This is a genomic window from Gammaproteobacteria bacterium, assembly GCA_030680605.1.
In the GTDB taxonomy this organism is placed as follows: domain Bacteria; phylum Pseudomonadota; class Gammaproteobacteria; order SURF-13; family SURF-13; genus JAQBXX01.
The window spans coordinates 153,330-173,811 of sequence record JAUXUQ010000007.1 but is presented as its reverse complement, the minus strand read 5'-3'; the positions used below and the strand labels follow the sequence as shown (position 1 = coordinate 173,811).

At 57.8% G+C, this 20,482-nt stretch carries 20 protein-coding genes; 17 read left to right on the top strand and 3 right to left on the bottom strand.

The features are described 5' to 3' along the window. Positions 1–2: 2 nt before the first annotated feature. The 15 genes from flhB (at position 3) to Q8L89_04110 (ending at position 15,500) form a co-directional block, all read left to right on the top strand. Positions 3–1,133 carry a flagellar biosynthesis protein FlhB gene (gene flhB, locus Q8L89_04180; GenBank protein MDP1708245.1) on the top strand — a complete coding sequence of 377 codons (1,131 nt, stop codon included), beginning with the start codon at positions 3–5 and terminating at the stop codon, positions 1,131–1,133. Next, a complete protein-coding gene (gene flhA / locus Q8L89_04175) occupies positions 1,133–3,205 on the top strand; it encodes a flagellar biosynthesis protein FlhA (GenBank protein MDP1708244.1) in 2,073 nt (690 codons plus the stop codon). The genes flhB and flhA overlap by 1 nt, the downstream gene beginning before the upstream one ends. Positions 3,206–3,236: 31 nt before the next feature. Further along, the gene (gene flhF, locus Q8L89_04170) at positions 3,237–4,541 is read left to right on the top strand and encodes a flagellar biosynthesis protein FlhF (GenBank protein ID MDP1708243.1); all 1,305 of its coding nucleotides are present in this window, start codon (positions 3,237–3,239) and stop codon (positions 4,539–4,541) included. Continuing rightward, complete coding sequence (locus Q8L89_04165) at positions 4,528–5,445, top strand: MinD/ParA family protein (protein ID MDP1708242.1); 918 nt, start codon at positions 4,528–4,530, stop codon at positions 5,443–5,445. The genes flhF and Q8L89_04165 overlap by 14 nt, the downstream gene beginning before the upstream one ends. Then, on the top strand, positions 5,442–6,227 hold the full coding sequence (locus Q8L89_04160) for an RNA polymerase sigma factor FliA (GenBank protein ID MDP1708241.1): 786 nt from the start codon (positions 5,442–5,444) through the stop codon (positions 6,225–6,227). The genes Q8L89_04165 and Q8L89_04160 overlap by 4 nt, the downstream gene beginning before the upstream one ends. A 40-nt stretch (positions 6,228–6,267) precedes the next feature. Further along, on the top strand, positions 6,268–6,660 hold the full coding sequence (cheY, locus tag Q8L89_04155) for a chemotaxis response regulator CheY (GenBank protein MDP1708240.1): 393 nt from the start codon (positions 6,268–6,270) through the stop codon (positions 6,658–6,660). A 48-nt stretch (positions 6,661–6,708) separates the two neighbouring features. Next, positions 6,709–7,443 (top strand): protein phosphatase CheZ, encoded by a 735-nt coding sequence (locus Q8L89_04150; GenBank protein MDP1708239.1) that lies wholly within the window; start codon positions 6,709–6,711, stop codon positions 7,441–7,443. Positions 7,444–7,450: 7 nt separating this feature from the next. Continuing rightward, positions 7,451–9,502, top strand: coding sequence for a chemotaxis protein CheA (locus Q8L89_04145; GenBank protein ID MDP1708238.1), 2,052 nt, complete (start codon positions 7,451–7,453; stop codon positions 9,500–9,502). A gap of 12 nt (positions 9,503–9,514) precedes the next feature. Further along, a complete protein-coding gene (locus tag Q8L89_04140) occupies positions 9,515–10,591 on the top strand; it encodes a chemotaxis response regulator protein-glutamate methylesterase (protein ID MDP1708237.1) in 1,077 nt (358 codons plus the stop codon). 3 nt (positions 10,592–10,594) lie between these two features. Next, positions 10,595–11,335: a flagellar motor protein gene (locus Q8L89_04135; GenBank protein ID MDP1708236.1), complete on the top strand. Its 741-nt coding sequence runs from the start codon at positions 10,595–10,597 to the stop codon at positions 11,333–11,335. A 109-nt stretch (positions 11,336–11,444) separates the two neighbouring features. Further along, complete coding sequence (gene motD / locus Q8L89_04130) at positions 11,445–12,824, top strand: flagellar motor protein MotD (protein MDP1708235.1); 1,380 nt, start codon at positions 11,445–11,447, stop codon at positions 12,822–12,824. After that, a complete protein-coding gene (locus Q8L89_04125; GenBank protein ID MDP1708234.1) occupies positions 12,821–13,606 on the top strand; it encodes a ParA family protein in 786 nt (261 codons plus the stop codon). The genes motD and Q8L89_04125 overlap by 4 nt, the downstream gene beginning before the upstream one ends. Further along, on the top strand, positions 13,603–14,223 hold the full coding sequence (locus tag Q8L89_04120; protein ID MDP1708233.1) for a chemotaxis protein CheW: 621 nt from the start codon (positions 13,603–13,605) through the stop codon (positions 14,221–14,223). Before Q8L89_04125 ends, Q8L89_04120 begins: the two co-directional genes overlap by 4 nt. 137 nt (positions 14,224–14,360) lie before the next feature. Further along, positions 14,361–14,834, top strand: a complete 474-nt coding sequence (locus Q8L89_04115; protein ID MDP1708232.1) for a chemotaxis protein CheW — start codon at positions 14,361–14,363, stop codon at positions 14,832–14,834. Positions 14,835–15,065: 231 nt separating this feature from the next. Further along, entirely contained in the window at positions 15,066–15,500 is a 435-nt protein-coding gene (locus tag Q8L89_04110; GenBank protein MDP1708231.1) for a DUF2802 domain-containing protein, read from the top strand. Here Q8L89_04110 and Q8L89_04105 read toward each other — a convergent pair. The 3 genes from Q8L89_04105 to Q8L89_04095 all read right to left on the bottom strand — a co-directional run bounded on the left by Q8L89_04105 (position 15,492) and on the right by Q8L89_04095 (position 18,898). After that, positions 15,492–17,309: an EAL domain-containing protein gene (locus Q8L89_04105; protein MDP1708230.1), complete on the bottom strand. Its 1,818-nt coding sequence runs from the start codon at positions 17,307–17,309 to the stop codon at positions 15,492–15,494. The two genes, Q8L89_04110 and Q8L89_04105, sit on opposite strands and share 9 nt — an antisense overlap. A 75-nt stretch (positions 17,310–17,384) precedes the next feature. Next, entirely contained in the window at positions 17,385–17,684 is a 300-nt protein-coding gene (locus Q8L89_04100) for an EscU/YscU/HrcU family type III secretion system export apparatus switch protein (protein ID MDP1708229.1), read from the bottom strand. Beyond that, the gene (locus Q8L89_04095) at positions 17,681–18,898 is read right to left on the bottom strand and encodes a flagellar hook-length control protein FliK (GenBank protein ID MDP1708228.1); all 1,218 of its coding nucleotides are present in this window, start codon (positions 18,896–18,898) and stop codon (positions 17,681–17,683) included. The genes Q8L89_04100 and Q8L89_04095 overlap by 4 nt, the downstream gene beginning before the upstream one ends. Positions 18,899–19,093: 195 nt before the next feature. On the opposite strand from Q8L89_04095, the gene Q8L89_04090 reads away from it, so the two are divergent. Next, positions 19,094–19,996, top strand: coding sequence for a pentapeptide repeat-containing protein (locus Q8L89_04090; protein ID MDP1708227.1), 903 nt, complete (start codon positions 19,094–19,096; stop codon positions 19,994–19,996). Positions 19,997–20,002: 6 nt separating this feature from the next. After that, positions 20,003–20,389 (top strand): hypothetical protein, encoded by a 387-nt coding sequence (locus Q8L89_04085; protein MDP1708226.1) that lies wholly within the window; start codon positions 20,003–20,005, stop codon positions 20,387–20,389. Positions 20,390–20,482 lie beyond the last annotated feature (93 nt).

Sequence of the window (20,482 nt, the reverse complement as noted above, 5' to 3'; positions counted from 1 at the left end):
CGATGGCCGAGCAGGATAAAGCCCAGGAACGTACTGAACAGGCGACACCCAAGCGCCTGCAGGAGGCGCGTAAAAAAGGCCAGATTCCACGTTCACGCGAGCTGAATACGCTGGTATTGCTGCTGACTTCCGCAGTGGGGTTTTTTTTTCTTGGCGACGGTATTGTGCAAGGCTTGGGCGGACTGATGCAGAAGGGCCTGCAAATAAGCCGGGCCGATATTTTCAATGTGCATGCGCCAGCCATGCTGTTTGGGCAGGCAACGCTGGGCGCGTTATGGGTGCTGATGCCCCTGCTGGCACTGCTTTCGCTGGCTGCAATGATTGCGCCGGTTGCACTGGGTGGCTGGTCTTTCAGTACATCTTCCATGAAATTCCGCTTCAGCCGCGTCAGTCCGGCGGCTGGCTTGAAGCGCATGTTTGGTTCGCATGGCGCAATGGAGCTGTTCAAGGCCTTGGTGAAGTTCGCGTTGATCGGGACCGCGCTCATCATGATGCTATGGACTAATGCTGGAGATCTGCTGCATCTTGGGGTCGAAACACCCGGGGCTGCGCTGGTGCAGGCAGGGAGCATACTCGTGTGGTCGTTTCTGCTGATCTCGTTGCCACTCATTGTGGTGGTGATCGCGGATGTACCCTTCCAGCTTTGGCAGCATGCCAAGCAGTTGCGCATGACGCGCCAGGAGGTCAGAGACGAGCTGAAGGAGACTGACGGCAGCCCGGAGGTAAAGGGGCGCATTCGAAAACTGCAGCGTGACATGGCAGAACGTCGCATGATGGCCGAGGTGCCGAAGGCTGACGTCATCATTACCAATCCGACGCATTATTCCGTTGCACTGCGTTATGACCAGAGCAGGATGCGCGCACCCCGGCTGGTGGCCAAGGGCCGCGACCTGATTGCTGCAGAGATTCGCCGGGTGGCTGCTGAGGCCGGTGTCACCTGTGTGCAGGCGCCATCGCTTGCGCGTGCGGTATATCACGGTGTTGAATTAAACCAGGAGGTTCCGGCGGCCCTTTACAAGGCGGTGGCGCAGGTGCTTGCCTATGTATACCAACTGAAAACTGCGCGGCAGGAGCATGGGGTGGAGCCGCAACTTCCGGACTTTTCTATTCCTGAAGAATGGAGACGCGACTGATGGCCGAGGTGACCGTGCTTGACCGGTTCCAGATGCTGTCCCGCAGCGGACTTGGTGCCATGGCGCTGCTGGTTCTTATGCTGGCGATGCTGGTCGTGCCGTTGCCGCCGTTTGCGCTGGATATCCTGTTCACCTTTAATATCGCGCTGGCGATGGTGGTGCTGCTGGCCTGTGTATATGCGCAGCGCCCGCTTGATTTTGCAGTATTCCCAACGGTTCTGTTGCTGGCCACGCTGTTGCGCCTGGCGCTCAATATTGCCTCGACTCGCGTGGTGCTGCTAAATGGCCATCAGGGGCATGATTCGGCGGGCCAGGTGATCAGTGCCTTCGGCCAGTTCGTGGTGGGAGGAAACTACACCGTTGGCTTTCTGGTCTTCATGATTCTGGTCATCATTAATTTTGTCGTCATTACCAAAGGCGCGGGGCGTATCTCGGAGGTGAGTGCACGCTTTACCCTGGATGCCATGCCGGGCAAGCAGATGGCGATTGATGCGGATGTTAACGCCGGAGTTATCAACCAGGCCGAGGCCAAGCTGCGTCGCACCGAAGTGGTTCAGGAAGCGGATTTTTACGGATCGATGGACGGTGCCAGCAAATTTGTGCGCGGCGATGCTGTGGCGGGTATATTGGTGCTTTTGATCAACATGATCGGTGGTGTTGCCATCGGCACTCTGCAGCATGATCTTTCCTTTGGCGATGCGATGCGCAACTACGCACTGCTTACCATTGGTGACGGGTTGGTGGCGCAGATTCCGGCGCTGGTGCTGTCCACAGCAGCTGCGATCATGGTGACGCGTGTTTCCAGTGCGCAGGACATGGGCGAGCAGATTCTTGGTCAGCTGTTCGGCAGCCCGCGGGCGCTGGCGGTGACGGCCATCATCATCGGCGCCATGGGCCTGGTGCCGGGCATGCCCAATGTGGCGTTTTTAACGCTCGCGGCTATCGCAGGTGCCGCTGCCTGGGTGATTTCCGAGCGAGGCAAGGCGGCACAGAATGCTCCTGCACCCATCCCGGTGGCTGAGGCCAGTACCGAGCACAGGGATCTCAGTTGGGATGACGTGGTGCCGGTGGATAGCGTCGGACTCGAAGTAGGTTATCGTTTGATTCCGTTGGTGGACAAGTCACAGGGTGGGCAACTCATGGCGCGCATCAAGGGCGTGCGTAAAAAACTGTCACATGATCTGGGCTTTCTCACGCCGCCAGTGCATATCCGTGACAATCTCGACCTGGCACCCAATGCGTACCGCATCACGCTTATGGGGGCAACGGTGGGGGAGGCCGAAATCTATTCGGAGCGTGAGCTGGCCATTAACCCCGGGCGCGTGTTCGGCACCTTGCAAGGCTTTCCCGCCAAGGATCCGGCCTTTGGCCTGGATGCGGTGTGGATAGAGCCCGGCCAGCGCGAGCAGGCCCAGACTATGGGCTATACTGTGGTGGATGCAAGTACGGTGGTGGCAACACATATCAACCAGTTGCTGCAAACTCATGCGCATGAACTGCTCGGCCGGGACGATGTGCAGCATCTGCTCGACAACCTTGCCAAGACGGCGCCCAAGCTGGTGGAGGAACTGGTACCCAAGACCATTGCGCCTGCGGTGCTGGTGAAAGTTCTGCAAAACCTGCTGGAGGAGAATATCCCGATTCGTGACATGCGACGCATCGCCGAAACTCTGGCGGAGCATGCATCGCGCAACCAGGACACCACATTTCTTACCAGCGCCGTGCGGGTGGCGCTCGGTCGCACTATTGTTCAGCAAATCAATGGTATTGAGCGCGAGCTCCCGGTGATTTCGCTCGGTCAGGAGTTGGAACAGATATTGCAGAAATCAATGCAAAGTGTGGATGGCGCAAGTATTGAGCCGGGGTTGGCGGAACGCATACACACCTCCTTGTCGGATGCCGTAAAGCGGCAGGAGGCGCTGGGTCAGCCGGCCGTGTTGCTGGTTCCGGCGCAACTACGGGTGATGCTGGCGCGGTTTGTGCGCCATCGTATTTCCGGGCTCTATGTGCTGGCGTACAACGAAGTGCCTGACAACAAGCATATCAAGATCGTGGCAAGTATCGGAAAATGAGAGTTGGGTGGAGTACAGGCCGAGGTATCAAATGAAGATTAAACGATTTTTTGCAGCGGATATACGGCAGGCCATCCATAAGGTGCGTGAAGCACTGGGGCCAGAGGCGGTGATACTTTCCAACCGTCCGGTGCAGGGCGGGGTTGAGATCGTTGCTGCGGCGGATTATGACGAGGCATTGTTCAGCAGTCTGGGGGCGCAGGCAGCCTCCGGGCAGGGAGAAAGTGCCAAGCGCCAGCCGCCTGCCCAAGGCAAGCCGCCGCTTGTAGCTGCTACTGCTGCTGGCGAGGAGACAGTGCAGGAGGCCAAGGCCAAGGACAGTTCATCGTTGCGACAGCCGGGCTATAAATCCGCGCCCAAGGGCCGCCCCCTCGTGGAGTGGTCGCAGGAGCCTGCGCTGGTTGAAATGCGGCATGAGCTGTCTACCCTGCGCAGCCTGCTGGAAAACCAGATTTCCGGGTTGGCCTGGGGTGATGTCGGCAGGCGCAGTCCTTTGCGTGCCACACTGCTGCGACGGTTCATGGAGCTTGGGCTGAGCCCGCATCTGTGCCAGCAGATCACGGACTCCGTATCCGAGGACGTCGATTTTGACCATGCCTGGCGCCATGGCCTCGGCCTGTTGTCACACTATCTTGCGGTCACGGATGACGATATTCTCACCGAGGGAGGGGTGGTGGCTCTGGTGGGCCCTACAGGCGTGGGCAAGACCACGACCATTGCAAAGCTTGCGGCTCGCTACACCCTGCGCCACGGCCCGAATCGTGTGGCACTGGTAAGTACAGATAGTTACCGCATTGGTGCGCACGAGCAGCTACGTATCTATGGACGCATTCTGAACATGCCGGTATATCTTGCGACCAGTGAAGAAGAGTTACGCAGCATTCTGGAGGAGTTGCGCGATAAGCAGCTGGTGTTGATCGATACCGCCGGCATGAGCCAGCGTGACCAGCGACTGTCAACCCAGCTTGCGCTGCTGAGAAATAGTGCTGCGGCCGGAATACCGCTCAAGAGCTATCTGGTGTTGTCAGCCACCAGTAGCGTCACATCACTGAACCAGATCGTACAGGCGTTTCATGCCGCAAAGCCGAACGGTTGCATACTGACCAAGCTGGACGAGGCGGTAAGCCTGGGGGCGGCACTTTCTGCCGTTATCGAACATAAATTGCCGGTTGCCTATGTCAGTAACGGCCAACGGGTACCGGAAGATATTCAGCCCGCACGCGCTCACTCACTGATCATACGCGGGGTGACAGTCATGCAGCAGAGTGGAGAGCAGATGCAGGACGAATCACTGGAGCTCGCGCTAGGGGGGTTGCTTGCCGATGCTCATCTCTGAACGCCAGCACGATCAGGCGGCGGGCCTGCGCCGCATCACGAAACCCAGCCCGGTGCGGGTTATTGCGGTCGCCAGTGGCAAGGGCGGGGTGGGCAAGACCAACGTCTCGGCCAACCTTGCGGTGGCGCTGGCCAACATGGGCAAGGACGTGATGCTGCTTGATGCCGACCTGGGTCTTGCCAATATCGATGTCATGTTGGGGCTCCACCCTACCTACAATCTGTCACATGTGCTGACCGGCGTGCGCTCACTGGAGGAAATCATTGTTCCGGGCCCGGTGCCGGGGCTGCGTATCATTCCTGCTGCGTCAGGTATTCAGGCTATGGCCGAGCTGGGTCCATTGCAGCATGCAGGCATTGTGAATGCATTCAGCGAGATTACGCATAAGCTCGATGTGTTGTTGATAGATACCGCCGCTGGCATCTCCGACAGCGTGGTGAGTTTCACCCGTGCCGCGCAGGAAGTTATCATGGTGGTGTGTGACGAGCCTGCCTCCATTACCGATGCCTATGCACTTATCAAGCTCCTGTCGCGTGAGCACGGGTGCTCACGCATTCATATTCTCGCCAACATGGTGCATGGCGCGCATGAAGGGCGAGATTTGTTCGCCAAGGTGTCGCGTGTGACGGATCGATTTCTGGATGTCGTGCTTACCTATATGGGGGCAGTGCCCTATGACGACTATCTGCGCAAGGCAGTGCAGAAGCAGCAGGCCATCGTACAGGCCTATCCACGCAGCAAGGCCTCGCTTGCATTCAAGGGTCTGGCACAGAAGATAGTGAGCTGGCCTGCGCCACAACAGGCAACCGGTGGCATGGAGTTTTTTTTGGAGCGCATGGTGCAGGCGTTACCGACAGTCGCCGCTGCGGCGCAGGAGGCGGGGGTTGAGGAGGCAAGGCCATGAAAGGTGTAGCTCTTTATACCGCCACCCAGCCTGGCGCACAAGAGGAGCTGGTGACACGGCACGCCCCGCTGGTCAAGAGGATTGCCTATCACCTGATGACCCGATTGCCGCCCAGTGTGCAGGTGGATGACCTGATTCAGGCCGGCATGATCGGTTTGCTGGAAGCGGCGCGGCATTACGATGCCAGCCAGGGTGCAAGTTTCGAGACCTACGCCGGTATCCGTGTTCGTGGCGCCATGCTGGATGAAGTGCGCAGAAGCGACTGGGCGCCACGCTCTGTGCACCGCAAGGCGCGCATGATCGCAGATGCGGTGCGCGGCATTGAGAACAGCCTGGGGCGGCATGCACAGGACCATGAGGTGGCGGCTGTGCTCGGTATGTCGCTGCGTGACTATCACCTGCTGCTGCAGGATGCGAGTGGCCACTCGCTTTTGAGTCTTGATGCATTGGCGGAAGAGGGTAGTTATGGTCACAACGAGGCTCAGGATGCGGGCGCAACTCCGCTGGAGAGCCTTCAGAACGCCGATTTTCAGGCAATACTGGCAGTGGCCATTGAAAATCTTCCTGAGCGTGAGCGTCTGGTTCTTGCGCTTTACTACGACGAAGAACTCAATCTGCGGGAGATTGGCGATATCCTTGAGGTGAGTGAGTCACGTGTTAGTCAGATACATACGCAGGCGATGTTGCGTCTGCGGGCTCGCCTGACAAATGAGTCGGAACGAAATGAAGCGGTGCCGAAGGGGAAGAAGCGTGACAATAAAAAGCTGCGCATGGCGTCATAGATGATGGTTGTCGTTGGTATCCATTGGTAAGGAGGTTGTCTTGGACAAGAACATGAAGATTCTCATTGTGGATGATTTTTCCACTATGCGGCGCATTATCAAGAATCTGCTGCGTGATCTGGGCTTCAATAATACGAGTGAAGCGGATGATGGAAATACTGCGCTCCCCATACTGCAGGCGGGCGGCTTTGATTTTCTTGTGACCGACTGGAACATGCCCGGGATGCAGGGCATTGACCTGTTGAAAGCTGTGCGTGCCGATCCGAAGCTGGCCAGCCTGCCAGTACTGATGGTGACGGCTGAGTCAAAGCGCGAGCAGATTGTCGAGGCAGCGCAGGCGGGTGTCAACGGCTACATCGTGAAACCATTCACGGCGGTTACCCTGAAAGAAAAAATAGACAAGATATTCGAGCGCCTGGAGTCTACTGCCTGAGTGCGAGCAGCAGCTGCCCGGATAACCCATCCCTCAAGGAACATAACGATGGCCGATGACAAAACTATAAATAAAGATGACCTGCTGGGGCATGCGCATGCATTGATTGCACAGCTTGAGGGCGGCAACGAGAACGAAATAAATAGAACTCTGGATGAGATAATGCGCTTGCGTGAGTCCAGCCTGTTTCAGGAGCTGGGCAAGCTTACGCGCGAGTTTCACGACACACTGAACAGCTTCCGCTTTGATGAGCGCATGGCGGATCTTGCGTCGCACGAGATTCCGGACGCCAAGGAGCGTCTGAACTATGTAATCACCATGACGGATCAGGCTGCACACCGTACGTTGTCAGCTGTGGAGGAAACCATCCCGCTGTCCGAGCAACTGGAGCAGCAGGCTGCTGTGCTGACGAAAAAGTGGGAGCGTCTGCTGCGGCGCGAACTGAGTGCGGGGGAATTCAAGGAGTTGAGCCAGGAAGTGGGAAAGTTTCTTCCATTGGTGTTGAGTTGCTCGTCGACGATACACAGCAACCTGTCAGATGTCTTGCTGGCGCAGGATTACCAGGATATCACCGGTCAGATCATTCGTCGCGTGATCAAGCTGGTTCAGGATGTCGAGGATAGTCTGGTGCGGCTGATAAAGATATCCGGGCAGCACATGATGCCGGCAGGTGATCGGCAGCACAAAGCCGGCCTTGATGGCCCGCAGGTCAACGCCGAACATCCGGATGTGGTGGTAGGCCAGGACAACGTGGACGATTTGCTGTCAAGCTTGGGATTCTGAGGGCGGTATGATGGAAGACGACGATGAAATCTTGCAGGACTTTCTGGTTGAGTCAGGCGAAATACTGGAAAAGCTGGGCGAACAACTGGTCGATCTGGAAATACGCCCGGATGACAATGCCTTGCTCAACGCCGTATTCCGCGGGTTCCATACCATCAAGGGTGGGGCGAGCTTCCTTGCCCTGACCACGCTGGTTGAGGTATGCCATCGGGCAGAAGATGTATTCAATACTCTGCGCCAGGGTGAACGCAAGGTTGATCCGGTGTTGATGGATGTGGTGCTGCAAGTGCTGGACAGTGTCAACCGGATGCATGAAGCAATACGCACGGGCGCAGAGCCTGTGGCAGCTTCACCCGAGCTGCTGGCCGCGCTGGATGTGTTGGCCAAGCCTGCTGCGGATGAGTTTGAAGCGCCGCCGTCGGCACCACCGATGCAAGCGGCCGCAATCCATGCGCAAACGCCCAATGATCCCTGCGAAGGTTTGAGCGAGAGCGACTGCAAAGACCTGCTGAATGAACTGTACGATAACCCCGCACACACATCTGCTGCTGGGCAAGCCACGCCTGCGGCAGTGCCGGCGGGTGATATAACAGACAGCGAGTTTGATGCGCTGCTGGATCAGATACATGGCAAGGGGATGCATCAGGGGGCTCCCCAGCCGGCGCCGGTAGTTGCGCCTCCTGTGGCAGCCAAGGCCAGCACACCAGCGAAAGCAGGCACTGACGAAATCACGGATGCCGAATTTGAGGCACTGCTGGATCAGCTGCATGCCGGCGGCGCAAGCAAGCCCGTAGCGCCGGTTGCGGCGGCGGCCAGGGCCGATAAAAGAGATACGGCGGCTGCACCTGTACCCGCTGCCAAGGCCGAGGTTGAGCACGCCAGTGCTGCGGTAGAAACCACGGTGCGTGTGGATACCAAACGTATCGACGACATCATGAACATGGTGGGTGAGCTGGTGCTGGTGCGCAACCGGCTGGTGACGCTTGAAGCGTCGCTTTCAGACGAGGAAATGACCAAGGCGGTCGGCAATCTGGATGTGGTGACGGCAAGCCTGCAGACAGCAGTTATGAAGACCCGTATGCAGCCAATTAAAAAAGTATTCGGACGTTTCCCGCGCGTTGTGCGCGATCTCGCGCGCAGCCTGCGCAAAGAGGTGACGCTTGAGCTCAAGGGCGAAGACACTGATCTGGATAAAAACCTGGTAGAGGCGCTGGCGGATCCATTGGTGCATCTGGTGAGGAACTCAGTCGATCATGGTATAGAAATGCCGGATGTACGCGTCGCTGCGGGCAAGCCGCGTAATGGTACGGTGGTGCTGTCCGCTGCACAGGAGGGCGACCATATTCTGCTTGCCATCAGCGATGATGGCGGCGGTATGGATCACGAAGTATTGCGGCGCAAAGTGGTTGAAAAAGGGCTAATGGACGCTGACGTTGCCGCACGGCTTGATTCTGGTGAGTGTTACAACCTGATTTTCATGCCCGGTTTCTCCACCAAGACCGAAATATCGGATGTCTCCGGACGCGGTGTGGGGATGGATGTGGTAAAGACGCGTATCGCTCAACTGAACGGCGTGATCGAAATAGATTCCCGCCTGGGGCAGGGCACACGCATCATTATCAAGGTGCCGCTCACGCTCGCCATCATGCCCACCTTGATGGTAGTTCTGGGCACACAGATATTCGCGCTGCCACTGGTGAGTGTGCATGAAATATTCAATCTCGATCTCACGCGCACCAACAGCGTAGACGGTCAGTTGACAGTCACGGTGAGAGACAGGGTGTTGCCGCTTTTCTATCTGCGTGAGTGGTTGATTAATAGTGCGCATGGGTCAGGGCGCGGTGTGCACGGCCATGTGGTAATTGTGAACATCGGTATCCAGCGCGTCGGATTTGTCGTCGATCAACTGATAGGTCAGGAGGAAGTTGTGATCAAGCCGCTGGGTGCCATGTTGCATGGAACGCATGGGCTGTCTGGCGCAACGATCACGGGCGACGGGCGTATTGCACTCATTCTGGATGTGCCCGGGCTGATGAAAGAATATGCGCGGAAGGCGTAAAGGAGCAGCTATATGCCGGTGCGTGTGCTGGTGGTTGATGATTCAGGATTTTTCAGGCGTCGAGTTACAGAAATACTGAGCAGTGACAGTGAAATAGAAGTGGTGGGTGAGGCGCCGAATGGCGCTGTAGGCGTCGAGATGGCATTGAAGCTCAGACCCGATGTAGTGACAATGGACATTGAGATGCCAGTGCTCGATGGAATCAGCGCTGTGCGTAAGCTCATGCTTACCCGCCCAACGCCGGTACTTATGTTTTCGTCGCTGACCACGGAAGGTGCGAAGGCCACGCTGGATGCGCTGGAGGCTGGTGCGCTCGATTTTCTTCCCAAGCGGTTTGAAGACATTGCTGCGGATCGCAACGAGGCCAAGAAACTTTTGTGCTCGCGTGTGCTCGCGCTGGGTAAAAACGGCCTGCGCATGGCATCCTCTGCATCAGCTGCGACCGTGTCACCAGTGACGAGCAAGCTGCCTGCGGTCAATGCGGCTACACAGCAGCGTATGGGTATCGCGGGCATCAAGTCGGGGTGCAAGCTGGTTGCGATTGGTACATCGACAGGCGGGCCTATTGCACTGCAGCAGGTTTTGACAAAACTGCCCAGGAACTTTCCATTGCCACTGTTGCTGGTGCAACACATGCCGGAAAGCTTTACGCCTGCATTCGCGCAGCGGCTGGATCAGTTGTGCAGTATCAGTGTGAAACAGGCCGTGGATGGCGACATGCTCGTCCCAGGGACGGCGCTGCTGGCGCCGGGTGGACATCAGATGGTGCTGGAGCAGAGCAGTGGCGGTGTAACACGTGTACGGATACAGGACAATGAAGATCAGATATATAAGCCTTGTGTCGATATCACATTCTCCTCCATTGCCAAGATAATGCCTGGTCAGACGCTCGCCCTGATTCTTACCGGCATGGGCGCGGATGGGCGTGAGGGTGCGCGGCTGTTGAAGCGTGGTGGTGCAACAGTCTGGGCGCAGGATGAGCAGAGCTGTGTAGTGTACGGAATGCCGCTTGCCATTGTGGAGGCAGGCCTGGCGGATCATGTATTGCCACTAAGCGAGATGGGTGCGTGTCTCACGCGACAGGTTTAGGCAGTGGATATTCTAAGTTTAATAGGTCTGGTAGTGGCCTTCGGCTCCATCCTCGGCGGTCAGGTGCTCGAGGGCGGACATATCGGCAGCATCATGAATGCTGTAGCGCTGCTGATCGTGCTGGGCGGCACCGTTGGGGCGGTCATGTTGCAGACCCCGTTGCCTGTCTTCATGCACTCGCTCGCGATTTCCAAGTGGGTGTTTTTGCCGCCCAAGCTGGCAGCGCATGAAGCCATTGAGAAGATTGTCAACTGGAGCAATATTGCCCGCAAGGAAGGTCTGCTGGGCCTCGAGGCGGTGACTGAGACCGAACCTGACCTCTTTGCGCGCAAAGGCTTGCAGTTGCTGGTGGATGGTAGTGAGCCGGAAGTGATTCGCACCATACTCGAAGTCGAGATTGATGCGCGTGAGCATCATGATACCCAGGCGGCGAAGGTATACGAAGGAATGGGAGGTTATTGTCCCACCGTCGGTATCATTGGCGCGGTGATGGGTCTGATTCACGTGATGGGAAATCTGGCGGATCCTTCGGCGCTGGGTGGAGGTATCGCGGTGGCGTTTGTGGCGACAATTTATGGTGTGGGGTTGGCCAATCTCTTTTTTCTGCCCTTCGCCGTCAAGCTGAAGAGCCTGATTCATTACCAGACCCAGTTCCGCACCATGATACTGGAGGGCATTATTTCCATTGCGCAGGGCGAGAACCCGAGAAATATAGAGACCAAGTTGCAAGGGTATGCACATTAACGGCGGGCGAAGGTGCAATCAGGCAGGGGAACAGGGTCATGTGCGTCATACGGCACCGTAATATCCGGCGACTTTCAGTTTCTCACCTTGCTTTTTCATCTGAGTATATATGGCCAGAAAGAAAAAACATGAAGAGCACGAAAACCACGAACGCTGGCTCGTGTCCTATGCAGATTTTATCACTCTGCTATTCGCCTTCTTCGTCGTGATGTACGCCATTTCATCCGTCAATGAAGGCAAGCACCGCGTGTTATCCGACTCGCTGGTGGCCGCATTTCGCGCCGCCCCCAAGAGTATAGAACCGATCCAGGTTGGTGTTCCGTCCAAGTCACCCACACCGGAAAGTCAGAATATCCTGAAGAAGCCCACAGTGCTGTTGCCGCCAAGGCCACCTTTCCCTGATACAAAAGTTGACATAGAGGAAACCCCGCCACAGGACAAGCCGATCAAGCTGTTTGGGGAGCCGCCTGTGGAGGCTGCCGCAGTCCGGGATAAAAAATTTACCGCGCCGCAGGGCGAGGAGAATATAAATGCTGCCAGACAGAAGTCCATGCCGGAGATCGCGGCAGAGATCGCGCAGGCACTTTCTGAGCTGGTGCAGCAAAGGCTGGTGACCTTGAACAGTGACATACGCTGGCTGGAGATTGAGATCAATGAGAGCGTGTTGTTTTCGAGCGGGCGTGCCAGACCTGAACCCCAGTCCCTGCCGATCATGAAAAGAATCGCGGATGTGCTCAGCCCGTTTTCCAATGTTATCCATGTAGAGGGGTTTACCGATAACATCCCCATCAAGACGCTCGCATTTCCCTCTAACTGGGAATTGTCCGCCGCGCGTGCGGCAAGCGTGGCTCATTTGCTGGCCAACGAAGGAATAGAGGAGTCGCGCCTCGTGGCGCTGGGATATGGCGAGCAGCGACCGGTGGCGGATAATACAACCGTAGAAGGACGCCGCAAAAACAGACGCATTGTGCTCCTGGTGCTGGCGGATGACAGCATGCGGCAACAGCTGGAGACTGCGCACTCAGGGATCAGCCGTGACAGGTCCACGCCTGCTGCCAAGTTGCCGACGACTGCGGCACCTGCGGCAGTGGTAGACGCTACCAGCATGGCGCCGACGGAGCTTCCTCTTCCTGCCAGTGTGCCGGCAGGGGTGGAGCCGCCCACACAGCCTCTTGCTGCCAGTGTGCCGGCAGGGGTGGTGGAGCCGCCCACACAGCCCCTTGTCATTACGCCGCCGGCGGTAGTGACAGGTATGGAATCTTCTGCCGCTGTAGCGCCCGTCACAGTGGCACCCGCGCCTGCAGCCACAGTCCAAGTCCAGGTACCGGCGGCCACCACCACGCGTGCGGGAGCGGTGGCGCCTGCCCGGCCCGCGATCGTAGCACCGATTTCACCGCCTATTCGATTGTTCACGCCACTTACGTTACCGCCTGTCGGCGGCACACCATTTGGCCTGAATACGGCGCCACCCAAGGAGGTGCAGCAATGAAGGTATGGGCAGTGGCAAATCAGAAGGGGGGCGTAGGCAAGACTACTACGGCAATTACGCTGGCAGGCCTGCTGGCACGGCGCGGCTACAGCACGCTGCTGGTCGATATGGATCCGCATGGGTCGTTGACCAGTTATTTAGGGCAAGATCCAGAGTCAGATTCCAGGAGTCTGTACACTCTGTTTCAGCGCCACGGTGAGATTGACCCACGGGATATCATCACGCGCACCGCATTTAACCGACTGTGGCTGATGCCGGCGTCCACCGCCCTGGCTACGCTGGATCGCCAATCCGGTGTGCAGGATGGCATGGGGCTGGTGCTGGCCCGGGCGCTGACCCGCGTCTCCGGCTCATTTGACTATGTTGTGCTTGATTGCCCGCCGGTACTGGGTGTGCTGATGGTGAATGCGCTTGCCGCGTGTGATCACCTGCTGATTCCGGTGCAGACGGAGTTCCTGGCGATCAAGGGGCTTGAGCGCATGCTTTCCACACTCACTATGATCACGCGCGCACGCAGGTTACCGCTGCCGTATACCATTGTTCCCACGCTGTTCGACCGGCGTACGCGTGCCGCGCACACCAGTGTGCACACCTTGCGCGAACGTTACCCTGCCCAGTGCTGGGATAGCGAGATCCCGGTGGATACACTGTTGCGCGAGGCCAGTTACAGGAACACCCCCTTGCCGTTTTATGTGCCAGAGGCGCGTGCCTGCCACGCCTATGGTGCGTTGCTCGACATGCTGCAGTACGCTGACATGGGCCTGCAAAGGAAGGCGGGATGAGCCCGTTGCACGTGCCGGAAGTACAGAATACGGCACCTCCCCTGGTGGATCAGGCCCAGGCGCTGGATGTTTACCTGAGGTCGTTGCTGAGCGAGCAGCCGCTGCCCGTCGAGGCGCCAGCCTGCGTTGCTGTCGCACAACAGGTACCGGTAAAGGCAGAGGAGCCCCCGTCTGCCCTGACCGATGGGCCGTTTCAGGTGCTGCTGTTCAGTGTGGCCGGGCTGACGCTTGCTGTGCCACTGGCGGAGCTGCATGGCGTGCTGACCTGGTCAAAAGGCATAACGCCATTGCCGGGCCATGCCCCGTTTTTCCTGGGGGTGCGGGTGCATCTTGGCTGCAACGTCAAGGTTATCGATACCGGCGCCCTGATCGCGCCAAGGCAGCGACGCCCCGAAGAGATGAACCTGCGCCACATCATTCTGATCGGTGGTGGCGAATGGGGCCTCGCCTGCGAAGACATCGGCGAGGTGATTACCCTGAGAGCGCAAGATGTGCGCTGGCGCAGCGCGCGCACGGAACGGCCTTGGTTAGTGGGTACGGTTACGGCACATTTAAGTGCGTTGCTCGACACCCAGGCCTTTGCCACTGAGCTGGCGCAGGGGTTGCCCGGTCGCTAGTCCCTGCAGTGCGCGATATCTGGCATGCTTCGTGCTTGATTCAGGGGCAAGCAGGCCGCGTCAATCAACGGGTTGGCGCGCGCCAAAACGCAACTTCGGAGTAAATGGTTTTTTAGTGCATACATGAGGATAACGCCATGAATCACGCCGCACAGGCAGCCGATCCAATCATACAGTGGGTGACTTTTCGTCTGGATAACGAGACCTATGGCATTAATGTCATGCAGGTGCAGGAGGTATTGCGTGTCACCGAGATAGCGCCGGTGCCGGGTTCGCCTGACTACGTGCTGGGCATCATCAATCTGCGTGGTAACGTGGTCACAGTAATCGATACCCGCAAGCGCTTCGGGCTCATGCCAAGAGACATGGATGACAGCACGCGCATCGTGATTATTGAGGTGAATAAACATGTAGTGGGCATACTGGTGGACAGCGTAGCGGAAGTTGTTGATCTGCGCGTCTCCGAAATTGAGACGGCGCCCAACGTAGGCAGCGATGAAAGCTCGAGATACATCCAGGGCGTGTCGAGCCGCAATGAAGAGCTGCTTATACTGATTGATCTCAATAAATTTCTCTCTGCAGAGGAATGGAAGGAGATGAGCTCGCTCTAGGATGGGTATGGAGGCGATGTGAGTGACGTTGGTGACATCAATCACATACCGGCAGTCCGCCCCGTTCGCCCACAGGAGTCGGGTACAAAGCGAAGGCATATCCCGGAGCAGCCAGAGCGGGAGAAAAAGCACCAACCACCCCCGGAGCCGGATGACGACGGCGAGACACATGTGGATGAGTATGCCTGAATACCGCATAACCCCGGTGAACGGATACGGCTGGAGTAGGTTATGAGTCTTGAGACAGTTATCGCAATGATGGGTGTGACCCTGCTGCTCTGTGCCTGCATGTGGCTGTTGCTACGCGCCGTAAAAAAGCGCATTAATGCCTGTAACAATGCAGTACAGGTGTTGCAGGCGGACAGTCTGGCCCAGCATGCCGACGCTGCGACGCAGGCCAGTCGTTTTGAGCAGTTCGAGCGCCAGCTGCAGTATCTGTCAAGGCGCCAGAATCAACTCGAGTTGCGCGACCCTGTGACCCAGACCTACGAGCCCGCTATTCGCATGGTACGCAGCGGCGCCGATGTTGAAGAGCTGGTGTCCACCTGTGGCTTGGCACGTGCCGAGGCGGAGTTGATCATGATGCTGCACCGTAACGTTGTCGGCCCGGAAGCTGCCCATGACGTGTCTGATGCTGAGGCTGACGAGGTGCGCTGGTCAGGTTAAGAAAGTGTGCTCCGGTTTGCCAAGGTAATAGCCTTGAACATAGTCGATGCCATAACTCTTGAGTAAAGCCAGCGTCTCGGCGTTCTCGACAAATTCCGCCACAGTTTTCTTTCCCAGAGCATGGGCAACCTCAATCATTGATTTGACCAGTGCCTGGTCGACCGGGTCGTATACAAGATTTGTGATGAAGGTGCCGTCGATCTTGAGATAGTCTACCGGAAAGTGTTTCAGGTAGCTGTATGAGTTAAAGCCTGCGCCAAAATCGTCCAGTGCAAAATTGCAGCCTAGTGTCCGCAGCTGGCTGAGCATGTTTTGCGTCTGGGCGAGGCTGGCGATAGCCGCAGTCTCGGTGATCTCAAAGGTGATACGTTGTCCTTCCACTCCGGTCTTTGCCATTATTTCGCGCGTCAGCGGCAACAGCCCCGAATGCTGTAATACCTGGGTTGATAAGTTGATATTGATGACCAGGCCACTCTGGCGTGGCGCCTGCTTTGCCAGTAGCTGGATGGCGCGTTGGGTGACCCACATATCGATTTCATGAATCAGGCTTATGCGCTCGGCGACCGGGATGAAGTGAGCGGGCGTGATCAGCTCGCCTTGGTCACCTATCAGGCGCACAAGTGCTTCGTAATGGCGCACGATGCCATCATGCGCGCTGACAATGGGCTGGAACAGCAGGCATAGCATGTCGTGGGCAAGGGCATGCCGGATCTTCTGTGCCCAATAGGCATCACTCTGCAGCAGGTGCATGGAGCTGTCGTCACTGCTGAATAAATGCACCCTGTTGCGGCCGTGTGCCTTGGCTACGTAGCATGCCTGATCGGCGCGCGCCAGGACTTCGTCTGCGCTGAGCGTTTCGTGCGGCTCTATCAAAGCCACGCCGATGCTCAGGCTGATATGATAGTTCTTAATGCTGGTCTCAAAACGAAAGCCATCCAGCGCCCGCCTCAGCGTATTTGCCTGTTCTATCACCTGCTCAATGGTAACGTTCTCGAGCAATAGTACAAAGGCATCAGAGCCAATGCGTGCAAGCACACTTTCCGGGTTGATATGACGGCGCATGATGTGTGTTATTTCAATAAGCAGTTTGTCGCCGACGCTGTGGCCTGCCGCATCATTGATCAGCCGGAACTGGTCGAGATCGAGATAGAGCAGCGCGCTCGTGCGCTGGTTGTGCTGGGCGTTTATCAGCGCCAGCTCCAGCAGCTGCCCCATGCGCCTGCGATTATACAGTCCGGTCAGTTCATCGTGCGCCACCAGGTATTGCAGGCGCGCCTCAATACCTTTGCGCTCGATCAGTTCGCTTCTTAGCTGCTGATCACGCTGTTTGCTTTGGGTACGCTCCAGCTTCAGCAGCAGTAACAACGTGAGGCAGTGCGCCAGTCCGGAATCCTCCATGGCCGGCCAGACATCAGTCGCGCCCGCCTCGCAATACTGTTGTTCGGTGCTGTTACCGCTGTCGCCCAGTATGATGATAGGCACGTCGACGCCAGCCTGCCGCCGCAGTTCACGGCAGGTATGGTGGCACTCATCGTCAGGCAGGCTGGCGCTGACCAGTATCGCATCGAATACCTCGGACCCGGTGTCGGGCGCAGCCTGCAGGTATTGCAGCGCTTTGTCGGGGCAGCTGGCCAGAGTGAGGTGGGTGATCCCATGTTGTCCAAGCATCCATTGGATGTGATCAAGCCGCACCTGGTCTGGGTGCAGGATCAGGACACGCGTGCCGTGCAACTGTGCACGCAGCATAATTCCTGTCGCAGGGGCAGTGCGGCCGGGTGTATTGGGCTTGTCAGTTGTTTCTGCGGGCATGGTGCGGGTGTGTTGTTATCGTTATCGAGGGTAGATCAAGGTTGCGTAGCATTTTTTGCCGGTGACATTTGGCGCTCACTCCTTGCTGGCAACGCCGGTATCCAAGGGGGTTTTGCCGCTGATGTAGTAGGCGAATGCAAGCACCTCTGCCACGGCAGTATAAAGTGCCGCAGGCACTTCGTCGCCAAGATCGAGCTGCGCCAGCAGCGTGACCAGATGGGCGTTTTCATGCAGAGGTATGCCGTGCTCTCTGGCCACGGCCAGAATGTAGTCGGCAACCTCCCCGGTTCCCTTGGCGGTCACGCGCGGCGCTGATGTGCCATCGTAGCGGAGAGCGACGGCGCGTGCGGGTGGGGTAGTGGGCTTTTGCGTCATGCCCTTACGTTCAGAAGCCTGTGGGCTGTATTTGCAGCGTCATTGACGGCAGGTGGTGTTCCCGGCAGGCAGACCAGACTGTCTACCTCCAGCCCGTTGTGCAGCAGACTGCTCCTCAGGGTCTCGAGCTGTTGGTTGAACAGCGAGACGGTTTCGGTACGCATCGCCCACAGAGATACCGAAACACGCGACTGATGGGCGCTGATACGTGCATGTATCGGGCCCAGTTGCTCCAGATCGAGCGCGAGATCAATGCACCAGGGTAAGGTTTTTGCCTGAGGTGAATTTTTATTGTCCTGATCCGGATCGGGTGCTTCGATGCGTACCTGAAGCACGTCTATCACCGCCCCATGACGTATAGGAACCTCGAACATCCATGTCGGTTTCTTGTCATCGGCAGCAGGCAGGGAGGCGAGCTGGCTGAGTTGGATGCGAGCGAGCGCGGCATCAACCAGGCCCAGCAGTTGAGGTGTCGTTGGGGGTGCTGGCAGGCCCGGCCCGGCGGGAGTTCTGTCAGCAGCTTGTGGTATCAAGGGTGCGCCGCGCAGGGGTGGTGGTGCCACTTCATTCTGCGCCGGTAATTCTGCGGTAACACCCGGGGCCATGCTGGTCAGGGCGGCACGTAGCTGTAATAAGCCCGCTTTTATATCGGCCGAAAACTGCGCGGGTTGGGGATTCGCGCGAGCCAGCTTGGCTTCAAGTAAAACGCCGGAATCCGACAGGGCGCGACGCAGGCCAGTTGCCTGAAAGGTGTCCCCGCTGTACGCCAGACGGTTGATTAGCTGTGTTATCTGTTCCAGTAGTGGGCGTGACAGACCAGCAGCAGCCTGGGCCGGAATCTGGGCCTGAGGCTGGGCCAGCGGGGCGAGTCTGGACAGGAGGTGTGGCAGCGGGGCCTGGCGCGGGAGGTTTATCCGCAACGCTTCGGTGATCTGCTGTGTATCAGGTGTATTCGCGACGTTGCTGAGGATTTTTAACACCGGTTTCGCACCGGCTTCGATGACCTGGAGCTGGAGTACTTCTCCCCGTTGCATTGGAATCGGCGATTTTCCTGTAAGCATGGTGTTGGCGATACGCAGTGTGACATTGCCGTCCGGCGAGACGGCCCTGACCTGGGCTTGTAGCAGTACGCCTACTTGCCAGGCCTTGACTTCAGCGGTGCTGCTCGCAGGCGAGAAGGTCGAGGTAGGTTGTGTGCCGCCGGTAATTTGCATTAACCTTGCCTGTCCGTTGCCCGTGGCGCTTCCTTGCGGTCATTTATGCAAAATTCAGTATGGATTTTGGCACTATTCTTGATATATATAAAGAGTATAAGAGTATATAAGGTGATCAATGGAGAAATGCCGGTAATGGTGCGTAATCATCTATGGTATACACGCCGTGGCACGAGAATACGTGGGCCATTCCCCATGGGCCTGATTTCGCGCTATATGGTGCTGGGACGTGTTCTGGCAGATGATGAACTGAGCACGGATCGCGTCACATGGCGTCGTGCCGACAGCGTGTGGGAGCTGAAACCTGATGCGTTGCGGCCGGGTGCGGGGGGTGGTGAAGACAGCCTGCGTCTGGAGCAGGCACGCCGATGGGAGGATGAGCGCCGCGGTTTTGACCGCCGTGCCACAGAAAACCCCGAGACCGAAGAACTGTACCGAAACCAACGTAGCGGTGCGGAACGCCGCGCCCGTCAGGTCAAGGAACAGGTGCAACAGCAACTGGCGAGCTATCAGGTGCGCAAGAGCGTGGCGCCGAAGCCGGAATACAAGCCCGCGCGCGTGCTACTGGTGGTGATGGTGGCGATTACTCTGGGGGCGCTGATGTATCTGACACCGCGCGGACAACTGCCCATAGCAGTGCGTTGTGATGCACCGCCTGCGCCGCAGGTCAACTGGAACAACTGCGCGCTGCAGGGCGCGCAGCTTGAAGGGCGGGATATGCGTGCTGGGAAGATGCGCAATACCAATTTTACCGGGGCAAATCTGCGCGGGGCATTGCTTGCCGCGAGTGATCTGGCCTATAGCAACCTGAGTCTGGCCAACCTGAGCTACGCCAACCTTGAGCGTGCCGATTTAATGGGGGCGGCGCTGCGTAACGCCGACCTGTCATCCTCCAATCTGCAACATGCTAATCTGTCATACAGCGATCTCACCGGCGCCAATCTTGGAGGCGCCGATATCAGCCACGCAAAGCTGGACCATGCCATCTGGTTCGACGGTGGTTTGTGCGGGACAGGCTCGTTGGGACGGTGTTTGAGATCCGATTCCACAGTCGGCGTCATGTCGATTGACCCTGTTGTGCCGGCTGAGGTACAGTGATGCACCATGTCCATCCCTTACTGCGAGATGAGTCTGCGTAGCAGCTTGCGCCCGCTGACTCGGGCAGTGTTGACACTGCTGACCGCAGCCTGGCTCATGCTGGCATTGCAGCCGTGCGCCATGGCGATGTCTGCCATGGATGACTGCGAGCAGTGTCCGCCATCCGAGGCTGGCCTCACGGCGCAAACAGGGTGTGTATCCTCGGCCAGTTGTGTCGCGCGGCAGGACTGGCAGCAAACCGCACCGGTGGGCATTACCCCGCTCACACCCGCGCTGCCATCAACGCTCGCGTGGTACGAGGCACTCCCGGTGGTTACGTCGGCCGCCGTATTCCCACCCCCGGACTACATCCTTCCCCCGCCATTCCAGAGGTTCGACCGCCTGCACATCTGATCGCCCGCTCCCGAAATTTTTTACCCCGGATTTTTCAGGAGAACGATCATGTGCACTGTATCCCGGCCCGCTTGCGGCCTGTTGCTTGTATTA

Coding starts and splice junctions, on each gene's coding strand:
- flhB (MDP1708245.1), top strand. CDS start 3: ATGGCCGAGCAGGATAAAGCCCAGGAACGTACTGAACAGGCGACACCC.
- flhA (MDP1708244.1), top strand. CDS start 1,133: ATGGCCGAGGTGACCGTGCTTGACCGGTTCCAGATGCTGTCCCGCAGC.
- flhF (MDP1708243.1), top strand. CDS start 3,237: ATGAAGATTAAACGATTTTTTGCAGCGGATATACGGCAGGCCATCCAT.
- Q8L89_04165 (MDP1708242.1), top strand. CDS start 4,528: ATGCTCATCTCTGAACGCCAGCACGATCAGGCGGCGGGCCTGCGCCGC.
- Q8L89_04160 (MDP1708241.1), top strand. CDS start 5,442: ATGAAAGGTGTAGCTCTTTATACCGCCACCCAGCCTGGCGCACAAGAG.
- Q8L89_04150 (MDP1708239.1), top strand. CDS start 6,709: ATGGCCGATGACAAAACTATAAATAAAGATGACCTGCTGGGGCATGCG.
- Q8L89_04145 (MDP1708238.1), top strand. CDS start 7,451: ATGATGGAAGACGACGATGAAATCTTGCAGGACTTTCTGGTTGAGTCA.
- Q8L89_04140 (MDP1708237.1), top strand. CDS start 9,515: ATGCCGGTGCGTGTGCTGGTGGTTGATGATTCAGGATTTTTCAGGCGT.
- motD (MDP1708235.1), top strand. CDS start 11,445: ATGGCCAGAAAGAAAAAACATGAAGAGCACGAAAACCACGAACGCTGG.
- Q8L89_04125 (MDP1708234.1), top strand. CDS start 12,821: ATGAAGGTATGGGCAGTGGCAAATCAGAAGGGGGGCGTAGGCAAGACT.
- Q8L89_04120 (MDP1708233.1), top strand. CDS start 13,603: ATGAGCCCGTTGCACGTGCCGGAAGTACAGAATACGGCACCTCCCCTG.
- Q8L89_04115 (MDP1708232.1), top strand. CDS start 14,361: ATGAATCACGCCGCACAGGCAGCCGATCCAATCATACAGTGGGTGACT.
- Q8L89_04110 (MDP1708231.1), top strand. CDS start 15,066: ATGAGTCTTGAGACAGTTATCGCAATGATGGGTGTGACCCTGCTGCTC.
- Q8L89_04105 (MDP1708230.1), bottom strand. CDS start 17,309: ATGCCCGCAGAAACAACTGACAAGCCCAATACACCCGGCCGCACTGCC.
- Q8L89_04100 (MDP1708229.1), bottom strand. CDS start 17,684: ATGACGCAAAAGCCCACTACCCCACCCGCACGCGCCGTCGCTCTCCGC.
- Q8L89_04095 (MDP1708228.1), bottom strand. CDS start 18,898: ATGCAAATTACCGGCGGCACACAACCTACCTCGACCTTCTCGCCTGCG.
- Q8L89_04090 (MDP1708227.1), top strand. CDS start 19,094: ATGGGCCTGATTTCGCGCTATATGGTGCTGGGACGTGTTCTGGCAGAT.
- Q8L89_04085 (MDP1708226.1), top strand. CDS start 20,003: ATGTCCATCCCTTACTGCGAGATGAGTCTGCGTAGCAGCTTGCGCCCG.